Source organism: Amycolatopsis sp. MtRt-6, from assembly GCF_017308975.1.
Lineage (GTDB): Bacteria > Actinomycetota > Actinomycetes > Mycobacteriales > Pseudonocardiaceae > Amycolatopsis.
Window position 1 is genome coordinate 1 of sequence record NZ_JADWPD010000038.1, and the last position, 18,210, is coordinate 18,210.

Here is an 18,210-nt window from a genome sequence, read left to right on the forward strand (position 1 = left end):
GGTCCCTCGATGCCACCAGACCCGGTGACACCACCCCCCGGATCATGCGAGCGACTGGGGGCCTGAGTCATGCCGGGCCTGGCGACCACAGCTCCTTGATCAGGAACTACGAAAAAGGTAACGGGGCGCCCCCGCGGGCGAGGGCGGGATTCCGGCAAAGTCGATCGCTGGTGCGCCTCGCCGAGTGGCTGAGGCGCCAAAGAGGCCGAGGGTCCTGGGCGGTCGCCGGTGCCGCGAATGACTCATCGGGGACCTCACACGTCTCGAATGAGTCATTCGCGACGTACGAACCCTTGCCGCGACTTCGCCGGAACCTGGCCAGAGCCGCGGACGAAGAGGCCTGCACTCAGGTGAGCGTCGCCAAGTCGTTGAAGAAAGCCGCCCGGCACGCACTGATCAGCCGCTCGATCTCGGGCCCCAGCGGGCGGTCCTCGTCCAGGGGCGCAACCACCGACCGCACCCACCTGTAAGCCGCACGCAGGCCCGGTCCGCCTTCGCCGCCCGCCAGGTACCGGGCCTGCGACGCCGTGATCAGCTCGCACGCCGTGATCGCGAAAAGGTGCGCGGCCGCCGCGCGCAACTGCTCGCCCGCCGCGGCCGCAAACGCTTGCACGTCCTCCTGGCCTGCCGAGGTGTCGATCGAACCGAGCGTTGCCGGGGAGGCGAGCCGGCGCAGTGCGTGCAACTCGCCCGCCGCTCGCTTGTGCAGCGGCGCCAATCCCGCGCGCGGCCCCGGGTCGGCCGTGAGCTGGGCCGGCAACCCGCTGAACCGCTCGTCCAGCAGCCGGTGCGTCCGCTGCACCGAAATCTCGCCGAGGTGCACCAAGGCAGCCGTCACCGCGTCCATCCGCAACCCCAGGTCCACCGCGTGGTACCCGGTGCCCGGCAGGAACGAACCGTCGACGAACGAAGGCGAATCGCCCGGCGTCTTTTCCCAGCGTCGCCGGGTCTCGTGCAGGTCACCGTTTACGCGGGACGCGTGCGCCAGCGCCCGTGGCGCGACCCGCACCGAAAGCGGCGCCTGCACCACTCCGGGCCGTACCGGGCCGCTGCCCACCAGCCCCGTCAGCTCGTGCAGCAGCGTACGCAGGTGGTCGTCTTCGCCTGCCATGACCGGGGAAAACACTTCGCGCGGCGCGCCGAGCACGTCGATCGCCATGGCCGCGGTGAGCGTTTGCAGGTCGATGAGCTGCTGGGTTTCGGTCCAGCCGCGCTGCGCGTGCATCACCGCCAGCGGAGAGCCCTGAAGCAGCGAAGCACCTTCCTTCGGCCCCAGGACGAAAGGCGCGACACCACGCGCGGCGAGCGCCGAAGCGGCCGGTACTTCGACGCCGTCCTCCAGCACCGTGCCGATGCCGAGGAACGTCTGGAACGCGTGCGACAGCGCGATGATCTCGCCCGAGCTGCCCAGCCCGAAGCGCGGGACGGCGGGAGTGAAGCCGTCGTTCAGGCGGTCGACCAGGAACTGCACCAGCTCCGGGCTCACCCCCGACCACGGCTGCAGGAAGTCACGCAACCGGGCGACGAGCAGCGCGCGGACGTCCTCGGGCGGCAGCCACGGCGGTCCGCCGACCGCGCGGCCGATCAGCAGGTTGCGCTGGTGTTCGGCCTGCTGCCGCGGATCCAGCTCCACACCCGCGAGCCGCCCCATCCCCGTGGTGACGCCGTAGAGCGGTTCCTCCCGCTCCGCAAGGGCCGTCAAGAGCTCTTCCCGACGCCGCTTCAGGGCCTCTACCAGCGGTTTGTCCAGAATCCACCGTTCACTCTCGGCGAACTCGCTGTCGGAGACGATCATCGGTAGGGCAGCATGGTGCCGACGCCGGAAGCCTCGGCACGGGCCAGGATCATGGTCGCCACCGCAATGTCCGTTGTGGACAGTCCGCGGTGCCAGAACAGGATCCGCTCGGCGTCGTGCTCGCGGCCGGGCTTGCTGCCCGCCACGATGTCGCCGATCTCGGCGTGGACCTTGTCCTCGGTGAGCAGGCCGGCGTCGAGCTGCGGGCGCAGGGCGCCGAACCGCGGGTTGCCGGACCGCGATTCGCGCCAGTCGTCGACGACCAGCTTGTCGATGTCGTCGAGCAGCGTGAGCTCGAGCGCGCTGATCGTGCCGTAGGGCACCAGGAAGGTGCCCGGCCGGAGGAACTCGCGGCGCACCAGCGCCTCGGGCTCGACGAGCCGGGAGGCCTCCACCTGGATGTCCGCGCCGTCCAGGGTCTCCTCGGCCGTGGCGCAGACGCGGACGTCCTTGCCGAGCCGTTCGGACAGCCGGCGGCCGAAGTCCTCGCGTGACTCCGGGCGCTTGCTGGTCACGCGGATCTCGGCGAAGTCGAACAAGGAGTCCAGCAGCACGACGTTCCACCAGGCGGTACCGCGGGCGCCGATGTGCCCGAGCACCCGCGCACCCGGGCGGGCCAGGTACTTCGCGCCGACGGCAGTCATCGCGCCGGTGCGGGCCTCGGTGATCATCGTGCCGTCGACGATGGCCCGCGGCATGCCGGTGTCCGGGTCCAGCAGCAGGATCAACGCCATTTCCGAAGGGAGGCCCCGTTCGAAGTTCCCCACGAAGTCACCGACAACCTTCACACCACTGACCTGCTTCGCCGACAAGTGGCCGCGAAGGATGTTGAAGTGGCCTTTGCCGCCGTTGTCCGGCACGAGGTGCGTACGCGGCTCGAAGACGACCTGCCCACGACCGTGGTCGGCGAGCACGTCCTCGACCGCGCCGACGATGTCGGCGTCCGTGACACCGAGCGCGTCGATGTCGGCGCCGGTCAGGTACCGGAGCCAGACGGACGTCACCGGGCGAGGTCCTCGACGACCTCCGCGCCGGGCAGGGCGGCCAGTGCGGCGCCGGAGATCAGCAGCTTGCTGCCGCGGATCCCGCTGCCGATGACGAGCTCGGGCGCGTCGGCGACGCGGCGGTCGAGCAGGATGGGCCATTCGGCGGGCAGGCCGACGGGCGTGATGCCGCCGTACTCCATCCCGGTCAGGGAGACGGCTTCGTCCATCGGCGCGAACGACGCCTTGCGGACGTCGAGGCGGCGCTTGATGACGCCGTTGACGTCGGCGCGGGTGGTCGCGAGCACGAGCGCGGCCGCGAAGCGGACTTCGCCGGCGCGCTTGCCGGCGACGACGACGCAGTTCGCGGACGCTTCGAGCGGCGAGCCGTAGGCCTCGCAGAAGGCGGCGGTGTCGGCGAGCGACGGGTCGATCTCGGCGACGCCGACGGCGTCCGGGTCGGCGAGCGCGGCGAGGGCCTTGGCCACGGGCTCGGCGAGCAGGTCAGTACGCGTGGGGGCGGGAACGACGGTGAGGCTCCCGGCGATGGTCCAGGTCACCTCGCCAGAGTAGCCGTGCCGATCGTCGCCGATCAGACCGCGACTACCAGCTGGAGCCGCCGCGCTGGACCTCGATCAGCTTCGGGCGGACGTCCACGATGTAGACCAGGGTCGCGGCCATGGCCGGCACGTAGAAGATCATCCCGGGGCCCATCACGGGGAACAGCACCATGGCGAGCGTGGCACCGCCGGTGATCAGCATCCAGATGGGCTTGGTCTTGCGGTCGGCCGCCGAATAGGCGTCGGCGCGCTGCAGCAGCGCGTGCACGAAGGCGAAGAGCCCGACCAGCGCGCTGCCCCAGTGGATGACATTGAGGATCCAGATGGCGACTAGCACAGTCACAGCTTACGGCAAACCACCCGAACGACCCCGGCCCCGCCACCGGGGAGCCGATGGCGGGGCCGGGTGTTCACGGCGTTTTTACTTCTCGGTCTTCGGCGCGGCCGGCTTCTTGGCGGCGGCGCTGGTGGTCGTGCGACGGGCCGGGGCGGCCGTCTTCGGGGCCGTCTTGTTCGCGACCCGGCGGCTGGCCGAGCGGGTCTCGTGGGCGACGTCGTCACCCAGCTCCTCGATGGCGTCCGCGGCCTCGCCGGCGACCTCGGTCACCTTGCGGGCGGTCTTCTCGCCGGCCGAGCGGGTGCGCTTGGTGAAGGTGCCCAGCACGCCGTCGACGCGCTCGCGCACCTCGGCGGTGACGCCCTCGACCTGGCCCTGCGCGGTGGTCAGAGCCTCTTCGAGCTGCTCGATGGCCTTCTTGACCTGCGGCTGCGCGGCGATCTTGTCCCACGCCTGCTCGCCCGACTCGGCCAGCTTGTTGTACAGCTTGAGCGCGGCCTCGGTGTACTCGTCGATGACCTTGCGCAGCTCGGCCGGGTCCAGCTTCTCGCGGAGGCTCTCGACGTCGGTCGGCAGCTCCTGCAGGTTCTTGCGGGCGACCTCGCCGCTCTTGGTCACGTTCTCCTTGGCCTTCGCCACGGCGTCGGTGACGGCGTGGGTGGCCAGGTTGCCGGCGCCGAGCGCGGCGAGCAGCGGGGTGCGGACCTGGTCGAGGGCGGTGGTGACGGCCTTCTTGACGTCTTCGGTCTTGGGGGTGGTCATGCTGACTCCTCGTTTTTCACGGCTGGTGCGGTGTCTGGGGTGTCCGAAGCGGGAGCGGCGGCCGGCCGTGCCGCGGCGTTCTCCCGGCGGAAGGACTCGTAGACGTCGAGCAGGACCTGCTTCTGCCGTTCGGTCAGCTCGGCGTCGGCGCGGATCGCGTCGCCCACCGGCCCGCCCGTCGGCAGGTCGAGGATCCCGGCCTGCACGTACAGCGCTTCCGCCGAAATGCGCAGGCCCTTGGCGATCTGCTGCAGGATCTCCGCGCTGGGCTTGCGCACCCCGCGCTCGATCTGGCTCAGGTACGGGTTGGACACGCCGGCGAGCTTCGACAGCTGACGCAACGAGATCTTCGCGGTGTTGCGCTGCTGGCGGATGTACTCGCCGATGTCGGAAGCGATGTCCGCGACCTTCTCCATGGGACTGCCGGATCCTGACGTCCCACCGGTCTCTGTCATCCGGTCACCTCCTCGCGACACCTTCGACGGTACGCGCGAGTGCTAGCTATTGCAAGCACCCTGCTTGCAACCATCGGGTGTGACGCTCACCGCTACCGTGGTCGCATGACGCGCTCGGCCCGGCTGCGGCGGCGCCTCGTCGAGCACCTGCTCGACGAGGACGTCCTGCACGCCCCGGAGTGGATAGCCGCCTTCCGCGCCGTCCCCCGCCACGTCTTCCTGCCGCGGTTCTTCGTGCCGGCGGGCGGGCTGTGGGCGGCGGTCGACCGCGGCGACCCCGGCTGGCTGGAGACCGTCTACTCCCGCGACGTGCTGGTGACGCAGCTCGACGACGACCCGGGCCGCTGGGAGCTCGCCCGGCGCACCGGCCCGGTGGCGGGCACGCCGACGAGCTCGTCGAGCATGCCCTCGATCATGGCGATCATGCTCGAGGAGCTGCGGGTGCGCGACGGGCACTGCGTGCTCGAGATCGGCACCGGCACCGGCTACAACGCCGCGCTGCTGAGCCATCGCTGCGGGTCCGGCCGGGTGTCCACAGTGGACATCGATCCGGTGCTCGTCGCGGCGGCGCGCGAGCGGCTGGCCGCCGCGGGCCACCACCCGGCGTGCGTGGTGGGCGACGGCGCGCTCGGCTTCCCGGCCGGCACGCTCTTCGACCGGGTGCTGTGCACGGCGTCGGTGTCGTCGATCCCGGCGGCCTGGCTGGCGCAGACGAAACCCGGCGGCCTGATCGTCACGACGCTGAACCGCCCGATCGGCGCCGGGCTGGTCCGGCTGGTCGCCGGCGAGGACGGCACAGGCCAGGGCCGCGTCCTCGCGCGCGACGGCCGGTTCATGCCGCTGCGGGCGCACCGGCTGCCGGAGACCGGACCGCTGCCGATGCCCGCGCGCGGCGACTGGGAACAGACGCGGCTGCCGCTGCCGGCCGTGCTGCAGCCCCGCCGGCAGTTCGAGTTCTACGCCGGGCTCGCGCTGCCCGGCGTCCGGCCGGTGCGCGACGGCGGCGACGACGAAGCACCGAGCGTCGCGCTGGTCCACCCGGACGGCTCGTGGGTCCGCCACCGCAAGCGCGGCGGCGCGGACGAGGTGGCCCAGGGCGGGCCGAGGGCGCTGTGGGAGCTCGCCGAAGCGGCCTACGTCGAGTGGTGCGAGCTGGGCAAACCGGACCGCGACCGGTTCGGGGTCACGGTGACCGCCGACCGCCAGGAGTTCTGGCTCGATTCCCCCGACGGCCGCACCTGGCCACTGGCCTGATCCCGGAGGGCACTTTCACGGGAAAGTGCCCTCGCGGGTCACGGCAGCCGCGCGCGAATCCACTTCTCCACGTGGTCGGCCGTCGCCTCCGTGGCGACGTCCGTGGTGTCGAAGAGGTCGACACCGAGTTCAGGCGCCGACTTCCGCAGCCAGTCGTTGAACTCCAGCATCTCGTCGATCCGCGCCTCGTCCCACTCCCGCCACGCCGGTCGCGCCCGCAGGCGCGCTCGCAGCGACGAAGGCGAGCCGACCAGCGCCAGGTAGTGGATGTCGCTGAAGAACGCGCGCTCCGGCAGCTGCTCGAACTCCGGCGGCGCCACCGTCCCGCACAGCACGACCGGGCGGCCGTTCTGGTGCAGCATCGTCGCCATCCGCAGCCAGATCGAGCGGAAGTCGGTGACGTCGTCGTGCAGGGCGGGGATCCAGAGGATGTCCTGGTCCAGCACGACGACGTCGCCGCCGAACCGGTCGGCCAGCAACGGTCCCATCGTCGACTTCCCGGCGCCGCTCGGGCCGGTCAGCGCGAACAGCGGCAGCTTCCGGAACGGCCACTCGTGCCCGCACTTCGCGCACGTGACGATCGCGCCCGCGACGACCGGGCGGTCCGCCCGGTCTCCGCAGGCCGGACAGATCCGCAGGTCGAGCCCCATCTCAGTCGAAGAGGTTCTCGAGGAAGCTGCGCTTGCGGTGGCCGTGGCCGTGCTGGCCGTGCCCGTACGGGCGCGGCGAATCCGAGTAGCCGCCGCGGTGCGGCCGCGGCGAGTCGGCGTAGCCCCCGCGGTACGCCTTCGGCGAATCCGGGTAGCCGCCCCGGTAGGGGCGCGGCGAGTCGGGGCGGCCGTAGTGCGCCGTCGGCGCCGGTCCCCCCTGGTACGGCGGCGGCTGCTGCCCGTAGAACGAGCTCTCCGCACCGACGATCGCTTCGAGCTCACCGCGGTCCAGGAAGATCCCGCGGCAGCCGTCGCACTGGTCGATGTGGATGCCGTTCTTGTCGAGGGTCCGCATCTGGTTCTGACACTTCGGACAAATCACACCGCAGAGCCTACGCAAAAACGCGTCAGCAGGCGCAGAGGCAGAACGGGTGCCCCACCGGATCGGCGTAGACGCGGAACGTCTTGGGGTTGTCGTCGAGCAGCTTCGCCCCCAGCCCGAGCACGCGCTCGTGCGCCGCTTCCATGTCCGTGACGTTCAGGTCCAGGTGCATTTGCTGCGGGTTCTCCGCGGACGGCCACGCCGGCGGCCGGTAGTCGGGCACCCGCTGGAAGGCGATGCCCGCGCCGCCCGACGGGTTGGCCAGCGTCACCCAGTGCCCGTCTTCGGCCACCTCGGGCTCGTTCCACTCCAGCACCGCGCGGTAGAAGCCGGCCAGCGCCACCGGGTCGGGGCAGTCGAGGGCCACCACGCCCAGCGTCGGAACCGCACTCATTCGTCGCTCCCTTCGGTTCGATCGTAAGTAACCAGTAAAGGGATTATGTGGGTTAGCAGGCCGGGTGGCAACCGCCGTACACTCGGTAAGTGCACACCGACGCGTCCCTCGTGGTGGAGTTCCTGAACACGGTCAACGTCGAAGAGGGCACCGACCTGCTCGAAGATCCGGGGCAGTGGCGCGAGTGGGCGGCGGCGCACGCGCTGGCGGCCAACCCGGCGGCCGAGGCCCGGGCGGCACGCGACGCCCTGCGCGCGGCGATCGGCGACCCGCGGCTGCCGGGCGGCAGCGTCGACGTGGCGACCCGGATTTCCCTGACCGCGGAGGGCCCGACGCTGGTGGCGGACGACGTCGTCGGGGCGGTGTTCGCGGCTTGTGCGCGGCTGGTCGTCCGCGGGGAGTGGATCCGGCTGAAGATCTGCCCGGCCGACACCTGCCTGTGGGCGTTCTACGACGAGTCGCGCAACCGATCGCGGACGTGGTGCTCGATGCGCGTCTGCGGCAACCGGGAGAAGGCGCGGGGCTGGCGGGCCCGCGCCGCCGCGGGCTGAGGCGCCCTCAACCGAGCGGCGGACACTCGAACGGTTGTGGACAACTTGGGGACGAAGCACCACATATCCACGCCTCAGCCGCCCCGGACCCCCACACGTTGTGGACAGCCGTTAGGCCATCACCGTGAAAAGTTGTGGATAACCCGGGGGATAACTCAGCTTCCTGTGGACAACTGGTTTGCAGGTCCCCCGGGTGTGGTATAGGTCCCGGCCATCAGAACAGCAGCTCCGCGACGGCGTAGATGACGAGCCCGGCGAGCGCGCCCACCACCGTGCCGTTGATCCGGATGAACTGCAGGTCGCGGCCCACCTGGAGCTCGATCTTGCGGGACGTCTCCTCGGCGTCCCATCGCTCGACCGTGTCGGTGATGATCGTGGTGATCTCCCGTGAGTAGTTCTTCACGAGGTACGCCGCGGCACCCTCGACCCAGCCGTCGGCCTTCGACCGCAGCTGGTCGTCGGTGATCAGCCGCTGCCCCAGCGACGTGAGCCCGAGCCGGACGCGCCGGCGCAGCTCGCTCGACGGGTCCTCGGCCGCGGTCAGCAGCATCTCCTTCGCCGTGCTCCACGCCGAGCCGATCAGCCGCTGGACCTCCTCGTGGTGCACGATCTGGCCCTTCACCTGCTCGGCGCGGGCCATCACGTCGGGGTTGGTCTGCAGGTCCTGGGCGAACTCGCCGAGGAACTTGTCCAGCGCCAGCCGCATCGGGTGGTTGACGTCGGTCTTCACCGCCCACGCGAAGGACAGCACCTCGCCGTAGACCTTGTCCGCGAGCATCTCGTCGACGAACTTCGGCGACCAGCTCGGCGCCCGGTCCGACACCACGCGCAGCATCGTCGTGTGGTTGTCGCGCACCCACTCGTAGGCGCGGTCGCACATCAGGTCGACGAGCTTGTGGTGCGCGCCGTCGGCGAACACGCCCTGCAGGATCTTGCCCAGCGGCGGGCCCCACGGCTTGTCGATGATCCGGCGCGCGACGGCCTGCTCCATGATCGCCTGGACGTCTTCGTCGCGAAGCACCTTGACCGCCGCCCGGACCACCGTCGCCAGCTCGGACGTCACGCGCTCGGCGTTGTCGGGCTCCGCGAGCCAGCCGCCGAGCCGCCGCGCGATCTCGACGCGCTTGAGCTTGTCACGCACGACCTCCTCGGACAGGAAGTTCGAGCCGACGAAGTCGCCGAGGCTGTTGCCCAGCGCGTCCTTCTTGTTCGGGATGATCGCCGTGTGCGGGATCTTCAGCCGCAGCGGGTGCCGGAACAGCGCCGTGACGGCGAACCAGTCGGCCAGCGCGCCGACCATGCCGGCCTCGGCCGCGGCGCGCACGTACCCGACCCAGCCCGGCCAGCCGCTCGCCTGCGCCCAGCTGGTCAGCAGGAACACGAGCGTGGCGCCGAGCAGGAACGACAGCGCGACGAGCTTCATCTTGCGCAGCGAGCGCCGCTTTTCCTCTTCACCGGCCGCGCCGCCCGGCGGGTCGGCGGGCGTCACCTTCGCGGGGGTCAGTTGCTCCACATCGCCATTGTCCGTGAGGATGGCTGATCGTGCGCGAACCTGCTCTCGTCCCCCGCCTCCGGCCGTTCACCTCGACCATCTTCGCGGAGATGACCGCGCTGGCGGTCGAGCACAACGCGGTCAACCTCGGCCAGGGCTTCCCGGACACCGACGGCCCGGCCGGCATGCTCGAAGCGGCGAAGAACGCCCTGTTTGGCGGGGCCAACCAGTACCCGCCGGGACCCGGGCGGCCCGAGCTGCGGGCCGCGATCGCGCGGCACCGGCAGCGCTACGGCACCGAGTACGACCCGGCCACGGAGATCCTGGTCACCGCGGGCGCCACCGAGGCCATTGCGGCAGCGTTGCTGGCGCTGACCGAGCCCGGTGACGAGGTGATCGTCATCGAGCCGTACTACGACTCCTACGCCGCCGCGGTCGCGATGGCGGGCGCCGAACGCCGGGTCGTCGGCCTGGTCGAGGGCCCGGACGGCCGCTTCGGGCTCGACGTCGACGGCCTGCGCGCCGCCGTCACGCCGCGGACCAGGGCGATCCTGGTGAACTCGCCGCACAACCCGACCGGCACCGTGTTCACCCGCGCCGAGCTGGAGGCGCTGGCCGCGCTGTGCGTCGAACACGACCTCATCGCCGTGTGCGACGAGGTCTACGAGCACCTGGTGTTCGACGACGCCGAGCACATCCCGCTGGTGACGCTGCCCGGGATGCGGCCGCGGACGGTCAGCATTTCCAGCGCCGGCAAGACGTTCAACTGCACCGGCTGGAAGATCGGCTGGGTCTGCTCGACACCGGAACTCGTCGCGGCGGTCAAGGCGGCGAAGCAGTTCATCACCTTCGTCTCGGGCGGGCCGCTGCAGCCGGCGGTCGCGCACGCGCTCGACCACGAGCTGCCCTGGGTCGACGGCCTGCGCGAGTCGCTGCGGGAGAAGCGCGACCGGCTTTCGGCCGGGCTCGCCGACGCCGGGTTCGCCGTGCGGCCGACGGCGGGCACGTACTTCGTCTGCGTCGACGTCCGCCCGCTGGGCTTCACCGACGCCGCCGATCTGGCGTGGGAGCTGCCGGGCCGGGTCGGGGTCGCCGCGGTGCCGGTGAAGGTGTTCACCGATCACCCGGACGAGTGGAAACACCTGCTGCGTTTCGCGTTCTGCAAGCGCAACGAGGTCATCGACGAGGCCATCACCCGGTTGCGCAAACTGGTCTGATCACCGCGGCCCGGCTGAGTAGACGTCTTCCGGGCCGTTTCGGCCGCCGCACCGGGGCGGGGCTCCGGTGCGGCACGGGCGCCGGGGCCCGGGTGGGGCCGGCCGCGCGTCCACCACTTGCCGCGCCGAGTCGTCACTCTCCGCGATGGCCTGGGCTGCTTCCCGCAACGGCCGCGGTGGGCGCCGGGAGGCCCGCGGCACGGTGCTCCGCCTGCCGACCGTCCACCACGCGAGACGCCGCGGCGAAGCGCCGGGCCAACGCTCGTGATCACGCACCGCAGCCGGATCCGGGATCGGTTCGCGGCGCGCGGATTCGGCGCAGGGCAACCGAAATCGCGTGGGTGACCCCGTTCGGCCCAGTGCTCGTCCCACATCCCGGGCGAAGTTCCGGTCGTTTGGCCGAAATCACGGTCCGCGCACCGAGCGGAACCGCTCGGGCACCGAGTGCGGTCGGCGGCGCGGAAACATCAGGTCAACGGCGGGACGTGCAATTTGCAGCGCTCGTCCGAATGGCCGTAAGCAAGCGCCCGAACGGCACTGAGAGTGATCAACTCGTCGGCCGCACCTCCCTTGCCCGGTAGGGCCGCTGGGCCTTACGGGCTGGATCGAAGGCGGGAGAGATGAAAGACTCCCGAGCGGTGCTAGAAAGAGTGCAGCCCCGGGGGAACTGCGACCTGGCCGGAGAAAGACCCCAGCAAGATCAGGCTCGAGCGGGCGACGCGAGAGCCTCAGGCGCGGACGGTGGTGGTGGCGGTGAGCAGCACGGCGGACGCGCGCCGCGACGCTCCCGTTCGGCCTGCGCTCACACCGGGTGAAACCGTTTCGCACGCGCGCGGGCGCGCGCCACGCCCGTGGACGGCGTCGCTGCAGCGCCCCGCGGCCAAGATCCTCGTCGCCGGCGGCCTGACCCTCGCGGGCTGGCTGCTCGGCGCCGCGCTGTCCGGCGGCACCGCGTCCGCGGCCGACCGGCCGACGTGCCCCGAAGCACCCGTGGTTTCCACTGTGGACCATGCCGCGAAGCCGTTCTGGCACGCCCGGCACCGCAAGAGCCACCACGAGACCGGCGAAGCCCCGTGCGCCGCGCAGCCGAAGATCGACAGCGCCGAACCGCCATCCGCGGACGAGCCGCCGACCGCGCCGGAGACCACCGCGCCGGAGACCACAAAGGACAGCTCGGCCGCCGAAGAGCCTGCAGCCACGGCACCGGACAGCGCTTCCCCGGCACCGGCCACCACCGCCACGTCGGAGACCGAAGCACCGGCCGTCGCCTCGGAAAGCCCTTCCGCCGACGAGCCCACGGTCACCAAGAAGACCACCACCAAGAAGACCACCGGCTCGGACGCCTCCGAAGCACCGAAGGCCACCTCCGGCGGCGGGAACCTGCTCGGCAACCTCGTCGGCGGCACGCTCAAGTCCGTCAGCGGAACGACCACAAAGGACACCACCGGGGAGCCGGGCGCGATGTCCTCCGGCGGCAACCTGCTCGGCGGCCTCGTCGGCAGCGTCCTCGACGTGGTCGGCAGCACCCTCACCACCGTCACGGACACGGTCGGCGTCGTCACGGACACGCTGTCCCACACCGTGCTCGCGCCGCTCACCCAGCCGCCCGCGGGCCACCCCGAGGCGCCCGTGCTGCTGCCCCTCGACGACATCCTGAACCCGGTGCTCGGCGGCAGCTCGAACTCCGGTGGCGTCACCGTGACCGTCCCCGTCGTGACGACCCTCGTCGCCCCGGTTCCGGCCACCGCCGACGGCACCGTCCCGGCCATCGCCACCACGACGGCCGCCCCGCAGCACACCACCCGGGCCGCGGTCGTGCACCTGGTCGTCCGGCAGGCGCGGGCGCTTCCGGCGGTCCAGGACCAGCCGCGCGACTCCGGCACGCACGCCACCGGCGGTGGCGACTCCACGCCGGGCCTCCCCGGCGGCACCACCGCCCCGAGCGCGCCGGCCCCCACCGCGGCCCCGGGCCACGACGGCTCCGGCGGCGCCCGCCACGCTTTCGCCGTCCACACCGACGACGTCACCACCACGCAGCTCAAGCTGATCGGCACCAGCCGCGACCACGACGTCGACGGCGCGGGCAGGGAAGCCGCCCTGCCCACCACCTCCCCCGACTGACCCCCGACCGGGCAGCCGGGGACAAGTGCGCCCAAATCAAGATCGTCAAGCCGCGCCCGTACGCCGTTGAGGCGTGACGTTTCCCCTGCTCCAACGCGAAATTCGTGGCTCTTTCACGTCTCGTGACGCCCGCGCGCGTCCGACGTACCCCAGGGGCGAAAACCATGCGAACCCACAGTCTTTCCGACCGGCCGACCGCGCCCGGCCGGGTCGGATCCCGGTCCCGGCGCCGCGCTGCCCCCGTGGCGCCGGGACCCACACCGGGTGCGCTCCGGGAGTCCTCGCTCACCGCGCCGAGCGAGGGCTCGCAGTACCGCGAGCGCACCTGAGCCGTCGGCTTCCCGGCACGTCGAGGGGCTGTGCCGGGAAGCCGCGGCACCCGCGAACGGGGTCACGTCCGTGAGCGGGTGTGTGGAACGACGAACCGGTGCGCCGGCTGCACATGAACGCCGCCCATCCCTGGGAGCGGGCTCGCATCCGGCGCACCGGTTCGTTCACGCGATGGGCGCGTCCAAGGACGCCGGAGTACCGCGGACCGACGCTTCGGCCGCGCTCAGCCGGCGGATCGCCTCGCCGATCTTCTCCGGCGGCAACGCGAACGGCAGCCGGATCCAGCGCTCCATGCCGCCGTGGACGCCGAACCGGGACCCCGGGGCCACCTGGATGCCGTGGCCGGCCGCCGCCACCGCCAGCCGGGAGCTCACCGGCTCCGGCATGCGGCACCACAGCGACAGCCCGCCCTTCGGCAGCGTGAACGTCCAGTCCGGCAGCTGCGCGTTCACCGCGGCCGCCAGCGCGTCGCGGTTGCCTCGCAGGTCTTCGCGACGGCGGGCCAGCGCGGCCCAGCCGTCGGCTTCCAGCAGTTCCGAGAACACGACCTGTTCGAAGACCGGCGAGCCGAGGTCGACCGCGTAGCGCGCCGAAACCAGGCGGCCGAGCAGGTCCTCCGACGCGCGGATCCAGCCCAGGCGCAGGCCGCCCCAGTGGGACTTCGACGCCGAGCCGACGCAGATCACCAGGTCGCCCGCGAACGCGGCCAGCGGCGGCGGCCCGTCGAGGGGATCGCCCTCGAGGTCGAGCTCGACGAGCGTCTCGTCCACGACCACCGGCGTCCGGGCGCGGGACAGCACGGCGCCGAGCCGGTGCCGCCCCTCGGCGTCCAGGCGCAGGCCGGTCGGGTTCTGGAAGTCGACGACGAGGTAGGCCAGCCGCGGGGACGCCTGGCGCAGGGCGGCGTCGACGCCGGCGATGTCCCAGCCGCGGGCCCCGGCCGGGTCGAGCGCCACCGGGACCGGGATGGCGTGCGCGGCCCGGATCGCCTCCAGGGCGTTCGGGTACGTGGGCTGCTCGACCAGCACCCGGTCGCCCGGCCCGGTCAGCATTCGCAGGACCAGCACGAACGCGTGGTGCGCGCCGTTGGTGACCATGATCTGCGCGGCCGTCGTCGGCAGCCCGCGCTCGGTGTACCGCCGGGCGATCTTCTCCCGGAGGGTGAGCAGGCCGCGCTCCTGGTAGCCGTGCTCCCCGAGGTGCTCGACGAGGGCGGAGCGCGCGGAGTCGATGGCCGCGACCATGCCCGGCGGGGCCGACGGCGACGCGTGCGCGAAGTCGATCAGGTCACCGCCGTCCGCGACGGCCTCGGCGCGGCGACGACGGCCGGGGGCGGTGATCCACGAGCCGGCGCCCCGGCGGCTCGCCACGAACCCGTTGTCCCGCAACCGGTCCAGCGCCGCGCCGATCAGCGTCCGGCTCGCCCCGAGCGCGTCGGCCAGCTCGCGCTCGGCGGGCAGCCGGGTGCCGAGCGGGAGCTGGCCGTCGAGCACCTGCAGCTCGATGGCCGCGGCCAGGTCGGCGGCTCCCTGCCGGGAGCCGCCTTGCCGCCACGAGCCCAGCATGACAGCCAATCGCGGACCGGAGATGCGTCCACCCAGCGGGATCACGGGTTCCATCAGGCCAATATTCCAGAATTGGCTATGGTTTACCAGGCCACTTGCCCTCGATAGTGAACGGCGTGGCTCAGATCGATCTCCGGCCCGTCCGGATCACCCGCGACCCCGTCCGCCGCAGCGTCCAGCTCCTGACCGGCCTCGCCCTCTACGGCGCGAGCGTCGCCATGCTCACCCGCGCCCACCTGGGCCTCGAACCCTGGGGCGTGCTGGCCGAAGGCGTCATGAAGCACACCGGGCTGACCTTCGGCACGGTGACCGGCGTGATCTCGGTGGCCGTGCTGCTGCTGTGGATCCCGCTGCGCCAGCGGCCCGGGATCGGCACGGTGGCGAACGTCGTGGTCATCTCGGTCACGGTCGACGTCGTCCGCGCGGTGCTGCCGGACCAGCACGACCTGGCGTGGCAGCTGGTGCTGCTGGTCGGCGGAGTGGCGCTGAACGGCTTCGCGACCGCCACCTACGTCGGCGCCCGGCTGGGCCCGGGCGCCCGCGACGGCCTGATGACCGGGCTCGCGGCGCGCACCGGCCGGTCGGTCCGGCTGGTGCGCACCGGGATCGAGGTCACCGTGGTCGTCGCCGGGTTCGCGCTCGGCGGGACGCTCGGGTTCGGCACCGTGCTCTACGCGCTCGCCATCGGCCCGCTCACCCAGGCGCTGCTGCCGCTGGTCGTGTGGCGCGAACAGCAGCAGGCCGTTCACTAGCCTGCCTTGCGCTGCTGCACGGCCCGGCGCAGCGTCAGGTAGTCGGCGCCGTGCCGGGCGAGCACCTCGTCGGGGCCGCGCTGCTGGGCCAGGGCCAGCAGGATGTGCTCCTGGCCGAGGCGCTTGTCTTCCAGCCGGACGGCTTCCCGCAGGCTCAGCTCCAGGGTCTTCTTCGCCTGCGCGGTGAACGGGATGTGCCCGCGCTTGACCGGCCCGAGCCGGCCGGCCAACGCGCCTTCGCCGTGCGTCTGCTCGACGCGTTCGACGATCTGCTCGACGTCGATGCCGAACTCGGTGAGCGCCTCGGCGTCGGCGTCGCTCACCCCGCCACGGCGCCGGGTGCGCGCCAGCTCGGCCGCGATGTCGTCGGTCGACACGCCCAGCTCGGCGAGCACGCCGACGTCGGTCTTCACCAGCCCGGCGAGCAGGTGAGCGGGCCCGATCTCCACCGAGCCGGACTCCCGCGCCACGATCTGCGCCTCGACGACCGCCATCCGCGCGTCGGCCGTGAACCTTTCGAACATCAGTGCCTCCCGTACTTCTTGTGCACGGCCTGCCGGCTGACCCCCAGCTCGGCGGCGATCTCCTGCCACGACCAGCCCTGCACCCGCGCACTGCGGACCTGCACGGCCTCCAGTTGTTCCAGCAGCCGCCGGAGCGCGGCGACCGCGCGCAGCCCCACCCGGGGATCGCGGTCACCCGCCCGGGCGGCCAAATCCGTCGCTTCCGTCATGCTTGTCAACCTACGTTGACATCCGGTTGCTGTCAACTTCGGTTGACGCGACGTTTCCGGCTCTGGTTTCCGGCTCTGGCTTCCGCCGAGGCTGCCGGGACCGCTGTCCACATCCCCGCCAGGCTGTGGACAGGGAGCGCTGAACTGCGCTTTTCGCGGCTTTTTGTCGGGGGCTCTCGATAGACTGGACCTGGGGACGGCCCCCTAGGGAGGGCGGGCGCGCGCGAGGGCGGCAGGAGCGAGGCCGGGCGCGCGCGAGGGCGGCAGGAGCGAGGCCGGGCGCGCGCGAGGGCGGGCGGGCGCGAGGCCGGCGCTCGAGGTCGGCGGGCGCGAGGGCGGCGCTTGAGGTGGCGGGCGCGAGGCCGGCCTTCCGACTCGTCCGGTCCGCCGGGCCCGCGCCCGCTCGGCGCGAAGCCCCCGGACGGGCGACGTACAGTCGGGTGATGCCCGAGATCGCGATCGCCGAGCGGGCCGGGGTGGGCGCCGACGGCCACCCACGCCCCACCGAGGACCACGTCGTCGTGCTGGACAACGCCGTGCTGGTCCTCGACGGCGCCACCTCGTCGGACCCCACGCAACCTCCGGGCGGCTGGTACGCCGAACGGCTGGCGCGGCGCCTCGCCACCGACCTCCGCGCGGCACCCGCGGCCGACCTCGCCGACGTCCTGACCGGCGCGATCGCCGCCGTCACGGCCGAGCACCGCCTCCGGCCGCAGTGTTCGCCGTCGAGCACGGTCGCGGCCGTGCGCTGGCTCGAAGACCGCGTCGACGCCCTCGTGCTCGCCGACAGCCCGGTGGTCGGCTTCGGCGGCTTCGGCGCCGACGTCGTCTCGGACGACCGGCTCGCGCGGCTGCGGCGGCGCGGGCTGCTCCAGACCGGTGCCGACGTCCGGCGCCGGCGCAACGCCCACGACGGCTTCTGGGTCGCCGAAGCCGACCCGTGCGCGGCCGCGCACGCGGTCCGGCGGACCTGGCCACGGGCCGACGTCGACGCGGTGCTGCTCGCCAGCGACGGCGTCTCCATCGGCGTCGACCAGTACGCGCTGTTCGGCTGGCCCGAGGTCCTGGCGGTCGCCCGCGCCGACGGGCCCGACGCCGTCCTGGACGCCGTCCGCACCGCCGAGAAGCAGGACCCGGACGGCGAGCGCTGGCCACGGCCGAAGCGGCACGACGACCAGGCGCTCGTCCTCGTGGATTTCGAATAGGGGGTTAATCAGGGTCTTCCCTGATCACGGGGGTCGCGTTTCCGGCGACCCTGGGTACATGGGGACAGAAGCGGGGAAGCGCACGAGACCGTGGCGGCTCGTCGCGCTGGGCGCGATCGGGTGGGGTCTGTTCACCGCCGTGGTGCTGCACATCATCAGCTCACGCAATCCGGTGTACGACACGCTGTCGAGCTACACGGTGACCGACCGCGGCGAAGGGATGCTCGCGGCGAGCGTCCTCTCGCTGGCCATCGGGTCGCTCGCGGTGCTCGGCGCGCTGCAGGTCGCCGGCGTGCCGCTGTCGCGCACCACCCGGCTGTTGCTCGCGCTGTGGGCGCTCGGGCTGGCCGCGGCCGCGATCTTCCCGGCGAGCTACCCCGAGGCGCCGGACCCGGTGAGCGGCGAAATCCACCTCTACGCGTGCCTGGTCGCGTTCTGCAGCCTGCCCGGCGCGGCGATCTCACTGCTGGAACCGCTGAAGGGACGCCCGGAACGCGTCGCGCTGGTCCGGGCGATCCGGCTGACCGCGGGGGCGTTCGCGCTGTTCGCGCTGAGCTTCTTGTTCGTGCGGTTGACCGAGGCCGGGGTGGAGCCGTTCCCCGAGGTCTCCGCGGCCTTCCCGATCGGCGTCATGCAACGGCTGCTGCTGCTCGCCGACGTCGTCCTGCTTGG

19 protein-coding genes and 1 pseudogene are annotated in these 18,210 nt (G+C 72.2%); 7 read left to right on the forward strand and 13 right to left on the reverse strand.

Annotated elements, in window-relative coordinates; all coding sequences use genetic code 11:
- Window positions 1-346: 346 nt before the first annotated feature.
- The 6 genes from I4Q55_RS41825 to I4Q55_RS41850 form a co-directional block, all read right to left on the reverse strand.
- Window positions 347-1,795, reverse strand: a complete 1,449-nt coding sequence (locus I4Q55_RS41825; RefSeq protein ID WP_206796116.1) for an aromatic amino acid lyase — start codon at window positions 1,793-1,795, stop codon at window positions 347-349.
- Window positions 1,792-2,799 carry an ornithine cyclodeaminase family protein gene (locus tag I4Q55_RS41830; protein WP_206796117.1) on the reverse strand — a complete coding sequence of 336 codons (1,008 nt, stop codon included), beginning with the start codon at window positions 2,797-2,799 and terminating at the stop codon, window positions 1,792-1,794. The genes I4Q55_RS41825 and I4Q55_RS41830 overlap by 4 nt, the downstream gene beginning before the upstream one ends.
- Window positions 2,796-3,338 (reverse strand): YbaK/EbsC family protein, encoded by a 543-nt coding sequence (locus I4Q55_RS41835; protein WP_043788396.1) that lies wholly within the window; start codon window positions 3,336-3,338, stop codon window positions 2,796-2,798. Before I4Q55_RS41835 ends, I4Q55_RS41830 begins: the two co-directional genes overlap by 4 nt.
- A gap of 43 nt (window positions 3,339-3,381) precedes the next feature.
- On the reverse strand, window positions 3,382-3,675 hold the full coding sequence (locus I4Q55_RS41840) for a DUF2516 family protein (protein ID WP_043788398.1): 294 nt from the start codon (window positions 3,673-3,675) through the stop codon (window positions 3,382-3,384).
- An 84-nt stretch (window positions 3,676-3,759) separates the two neighbouring features.
- Window positions 3,760-4,437 carry a hypothetical protein gene (locus I4Q55_RS41845; protein WP_206796119.1) on the reverse strand — a complete coding sequence of 226 codons (678 nt, stop codon included), beginning with the start codon at window positions 4,435-4,437 and terminating at the stop codon, window positions 3,760-3,762.
- A complete protein-coding gene (locus I4Q55_RS41850) occupies window positions 4,434-4,853 on the reverse strand; it encodes a helix-turn-helix domain-containing protein (protein ID WP_206796239.1) in 420 nt (139 codons plus the stop codon). Before I4Q55_RS41850 ends, I4Q55_RS41845 begins: the two co-directional genes overlap by 4 nt.
- A 144-nt stretch (window positions 4,854-4,997) precedes the next feature.
- Between I4Q55_RS41850 and I4Q55_RS41855 the strand changes: the two genes are divergently transcribed.
- The gene (locus I4Q55_RS41855; protein ID WP_206796121.1) at window positions 4,998-6,146 is read left to right on the forward strand and encodes a methyltransferase domain-containing protein; all 1,149 of its coding nucleotides are present in this window, start codon (window positions 4,998-5,000) and stop codon (window positions 6,144-6,146) included.
- A 38-nt stretch (window positions 6,147-6,184) separates the two neighbouring features.
- Here I4Q55_RS41855 and I4Q55_RS41860 read toward each other — a convergent pair whose 3' ends face one another.
- The 3 genes from I4Q55_RS41860 to I4Q55_RS41870 are packed head-to-tail and all read right to left on the reverse strand — an operon-like array spanning window position 6,185 to window position 7,572.
- A complete protein-coding gene (locus tag I4Q55_RS41860; RefSeq protein WP_206796123.1) occupies window positions 6,185-6,796 on the reverse strand; it encodes an AAA family ATPase in 612 nt (203 codons plus the stop codon).
- A 1-nt stretch (window position 6,797) separates the two neighbouring features.
- Window positions 6,798-7,196: a zf-TFIIB domain-containing protein gene (locus I4Q55_RS41865; protein ID WP_206796125.1), complete on the reverse strand. Its 399-nt coding sequence runs from the start codon at window positions 7,194-7,196 to the stop codon at window positions 6,798-6,800.
- Between the two features lie 7 nt (window positions 7,197-7,203).
- Entirely contained in the window at window positions 7,204-7,572 is a 369-nt protein-coding gene (locus tag I4Q55_RS41870) for a VOC family protein (protein ID WP_206796127.1), read from the reverse strand.
- A gap of 89 nt (window positions 7,573-7,661) precedes the next feature.
- On the opposite strand from I4Q55_RS41870, the gene I4Q55_RS41875 reads away from it, so the two are divergent.
- The gene (locus I4Q55_RS41875) at window positions 7,662-8,123 is read left to right on the forward strand and encodes a CGNR zinc finger domain-containing protein (RefSeq protein ID WP_206796128.1); all 462 of its coding nucleotides are present in this window, start codon (window positions 7,662-7,664) and stop codon (window positions 8,121-8,123) included.
- A 214-nt stretch (window positions 8,124-8,337) separates the two neighbouring features.
- Here I4Q55_RS41875 and I4Q55_RS41880 read toward each other — a convergent pair whose 3' ends face one another.
- Window positions 8,338-9,636 (reverse strand): DUF445 domain-containing protein, encoded by a 1,299-nt coding sequence (locus I4Q55_RS41880; protein ID WP_206796129.1) that lies wholly within the window; start codon window positions 9,634-9,636, stop codon window positions 8,338-8,340.
- A gap of 29 nt (window positions 9,637-9,665) precedes the next feature.
- Here I4Q55_RS41880 and I4Q55_RS41885 point away from each other — a divergent pair, with 29 nt between their 5' ends.
- Both I4Q55_RS41885 and I4Q55_RS41890 read left to right on the forward strand, forming a co-directional pair.
- A complete protein-coding gene (locus I4Q55_RS41885) occupies window positions 9,666-10,832 on the forward strand; it encodes a pyridoxal phosphate-dependent aminotransferase (protein WP_206796130.1) in 1,167 nt (388 codons plus the stop codon).
- A 753-nt stretch (window positions 10,833-11,585) separates the two neighbouring features.
- Window positions 11,586-12,953, forward strand: coding sequence for a hypothetical protein (locus I4Q55_RS41890; protein WP_242547717.1), 1,368 nt, complete (start codon window positions 11,586-11,588; stop codon window positions 12,951-12,953).
- A 494-nt stretch (window positions 12,954-13,447) separates the two neighbouring features.
- Here I4Q55_RS41890 and I4Q55_RS41895 read toward each other — a convergent pair whose 3' ends face one another.
- Complete coding sequence (locus I4Q55_RS41895) at window positions 13,448-14,902, reverse strand: PLP-dependent aminotransferase family protein (protein WP_206796132.1); 1,455 nt, start codon at window positions 14,900-14,902, stop codon at window positions 13,448-13,450.
- Window positions 14,903-14,964: 62 nt separating this feature from the next.
- Here I4Q55_RS41895 and I4Q55_RS41900 point away from each other — a divergent pair, with 62 nt between their 5' ends.
- Complete coding sequence (locus tag I4Q55_RS41900; RefSeq protein ID WP_206796133.1) at window positions 14,965-15,600, forward strand: YitT family protein; 636 nt, start codon at window positions 14,965-14,967, stop codon at window positions 15,598-15,600.
- Here the strand turns inward: I4Q55_RS41900 and I4Q55_RS41905 are convergent.
- A complete protein-coding gene (locus I4Q55_RS41905; RefSeq protein WP_206796135.1) occupies window positions 15,597-16,124 on the reverse strand; it encodes a Clp protease N-terminal domain-containing protein in 528 nt (175 codons plus the stop codon). The genes I4Q55_RS41900 and I4Q55_RS41905 overlap by 4 nt on opposite strands.
- A complete protein-coding gene (locus tag I4Q55_RS41910) occupies window positions 16,124-16,333 on the reverse strand; it encodes a sigma factor-like helix-turn-helix DNA-binding protein (RefSeq protein ID WP_014154112.1) in 210 nt (69 codons plus the stop codon). Before I4Q55_RS41910 ends, I4Q55_RS41905 begins: the two co-directional genes overlap by 1 nt.
- Window positions 16,334-16,776: 443 nt before the next feature.
- Between I4Q55_RS41910 and I4Q55_RS41915 the strand changes: the two genes are divergently transcribed.
- The gene (locus tag I4Q55_RS41915) at window positions 16,777-17,538 is read left to right on the forward strand and encodes a hypothetical protein (protein WP_206796136.1); all 762 of its coding nucleotides are present in this window, start codon (window positions 16,777-16,779) and stop codon (window positions 17,536-17,538) included.
- A 58-nt stretch (window positions 17,539-17,596) separates the two neighbouring features.
- A pseudogene (locus I4Q55_RS41920) lies at window positions 17,597-18,157 on the forward strand (DUF998 domain-containing protein); the annotation flags it as partial.
- Window positions 18,158-18,210: the final 53 nt, after the last annotated feature.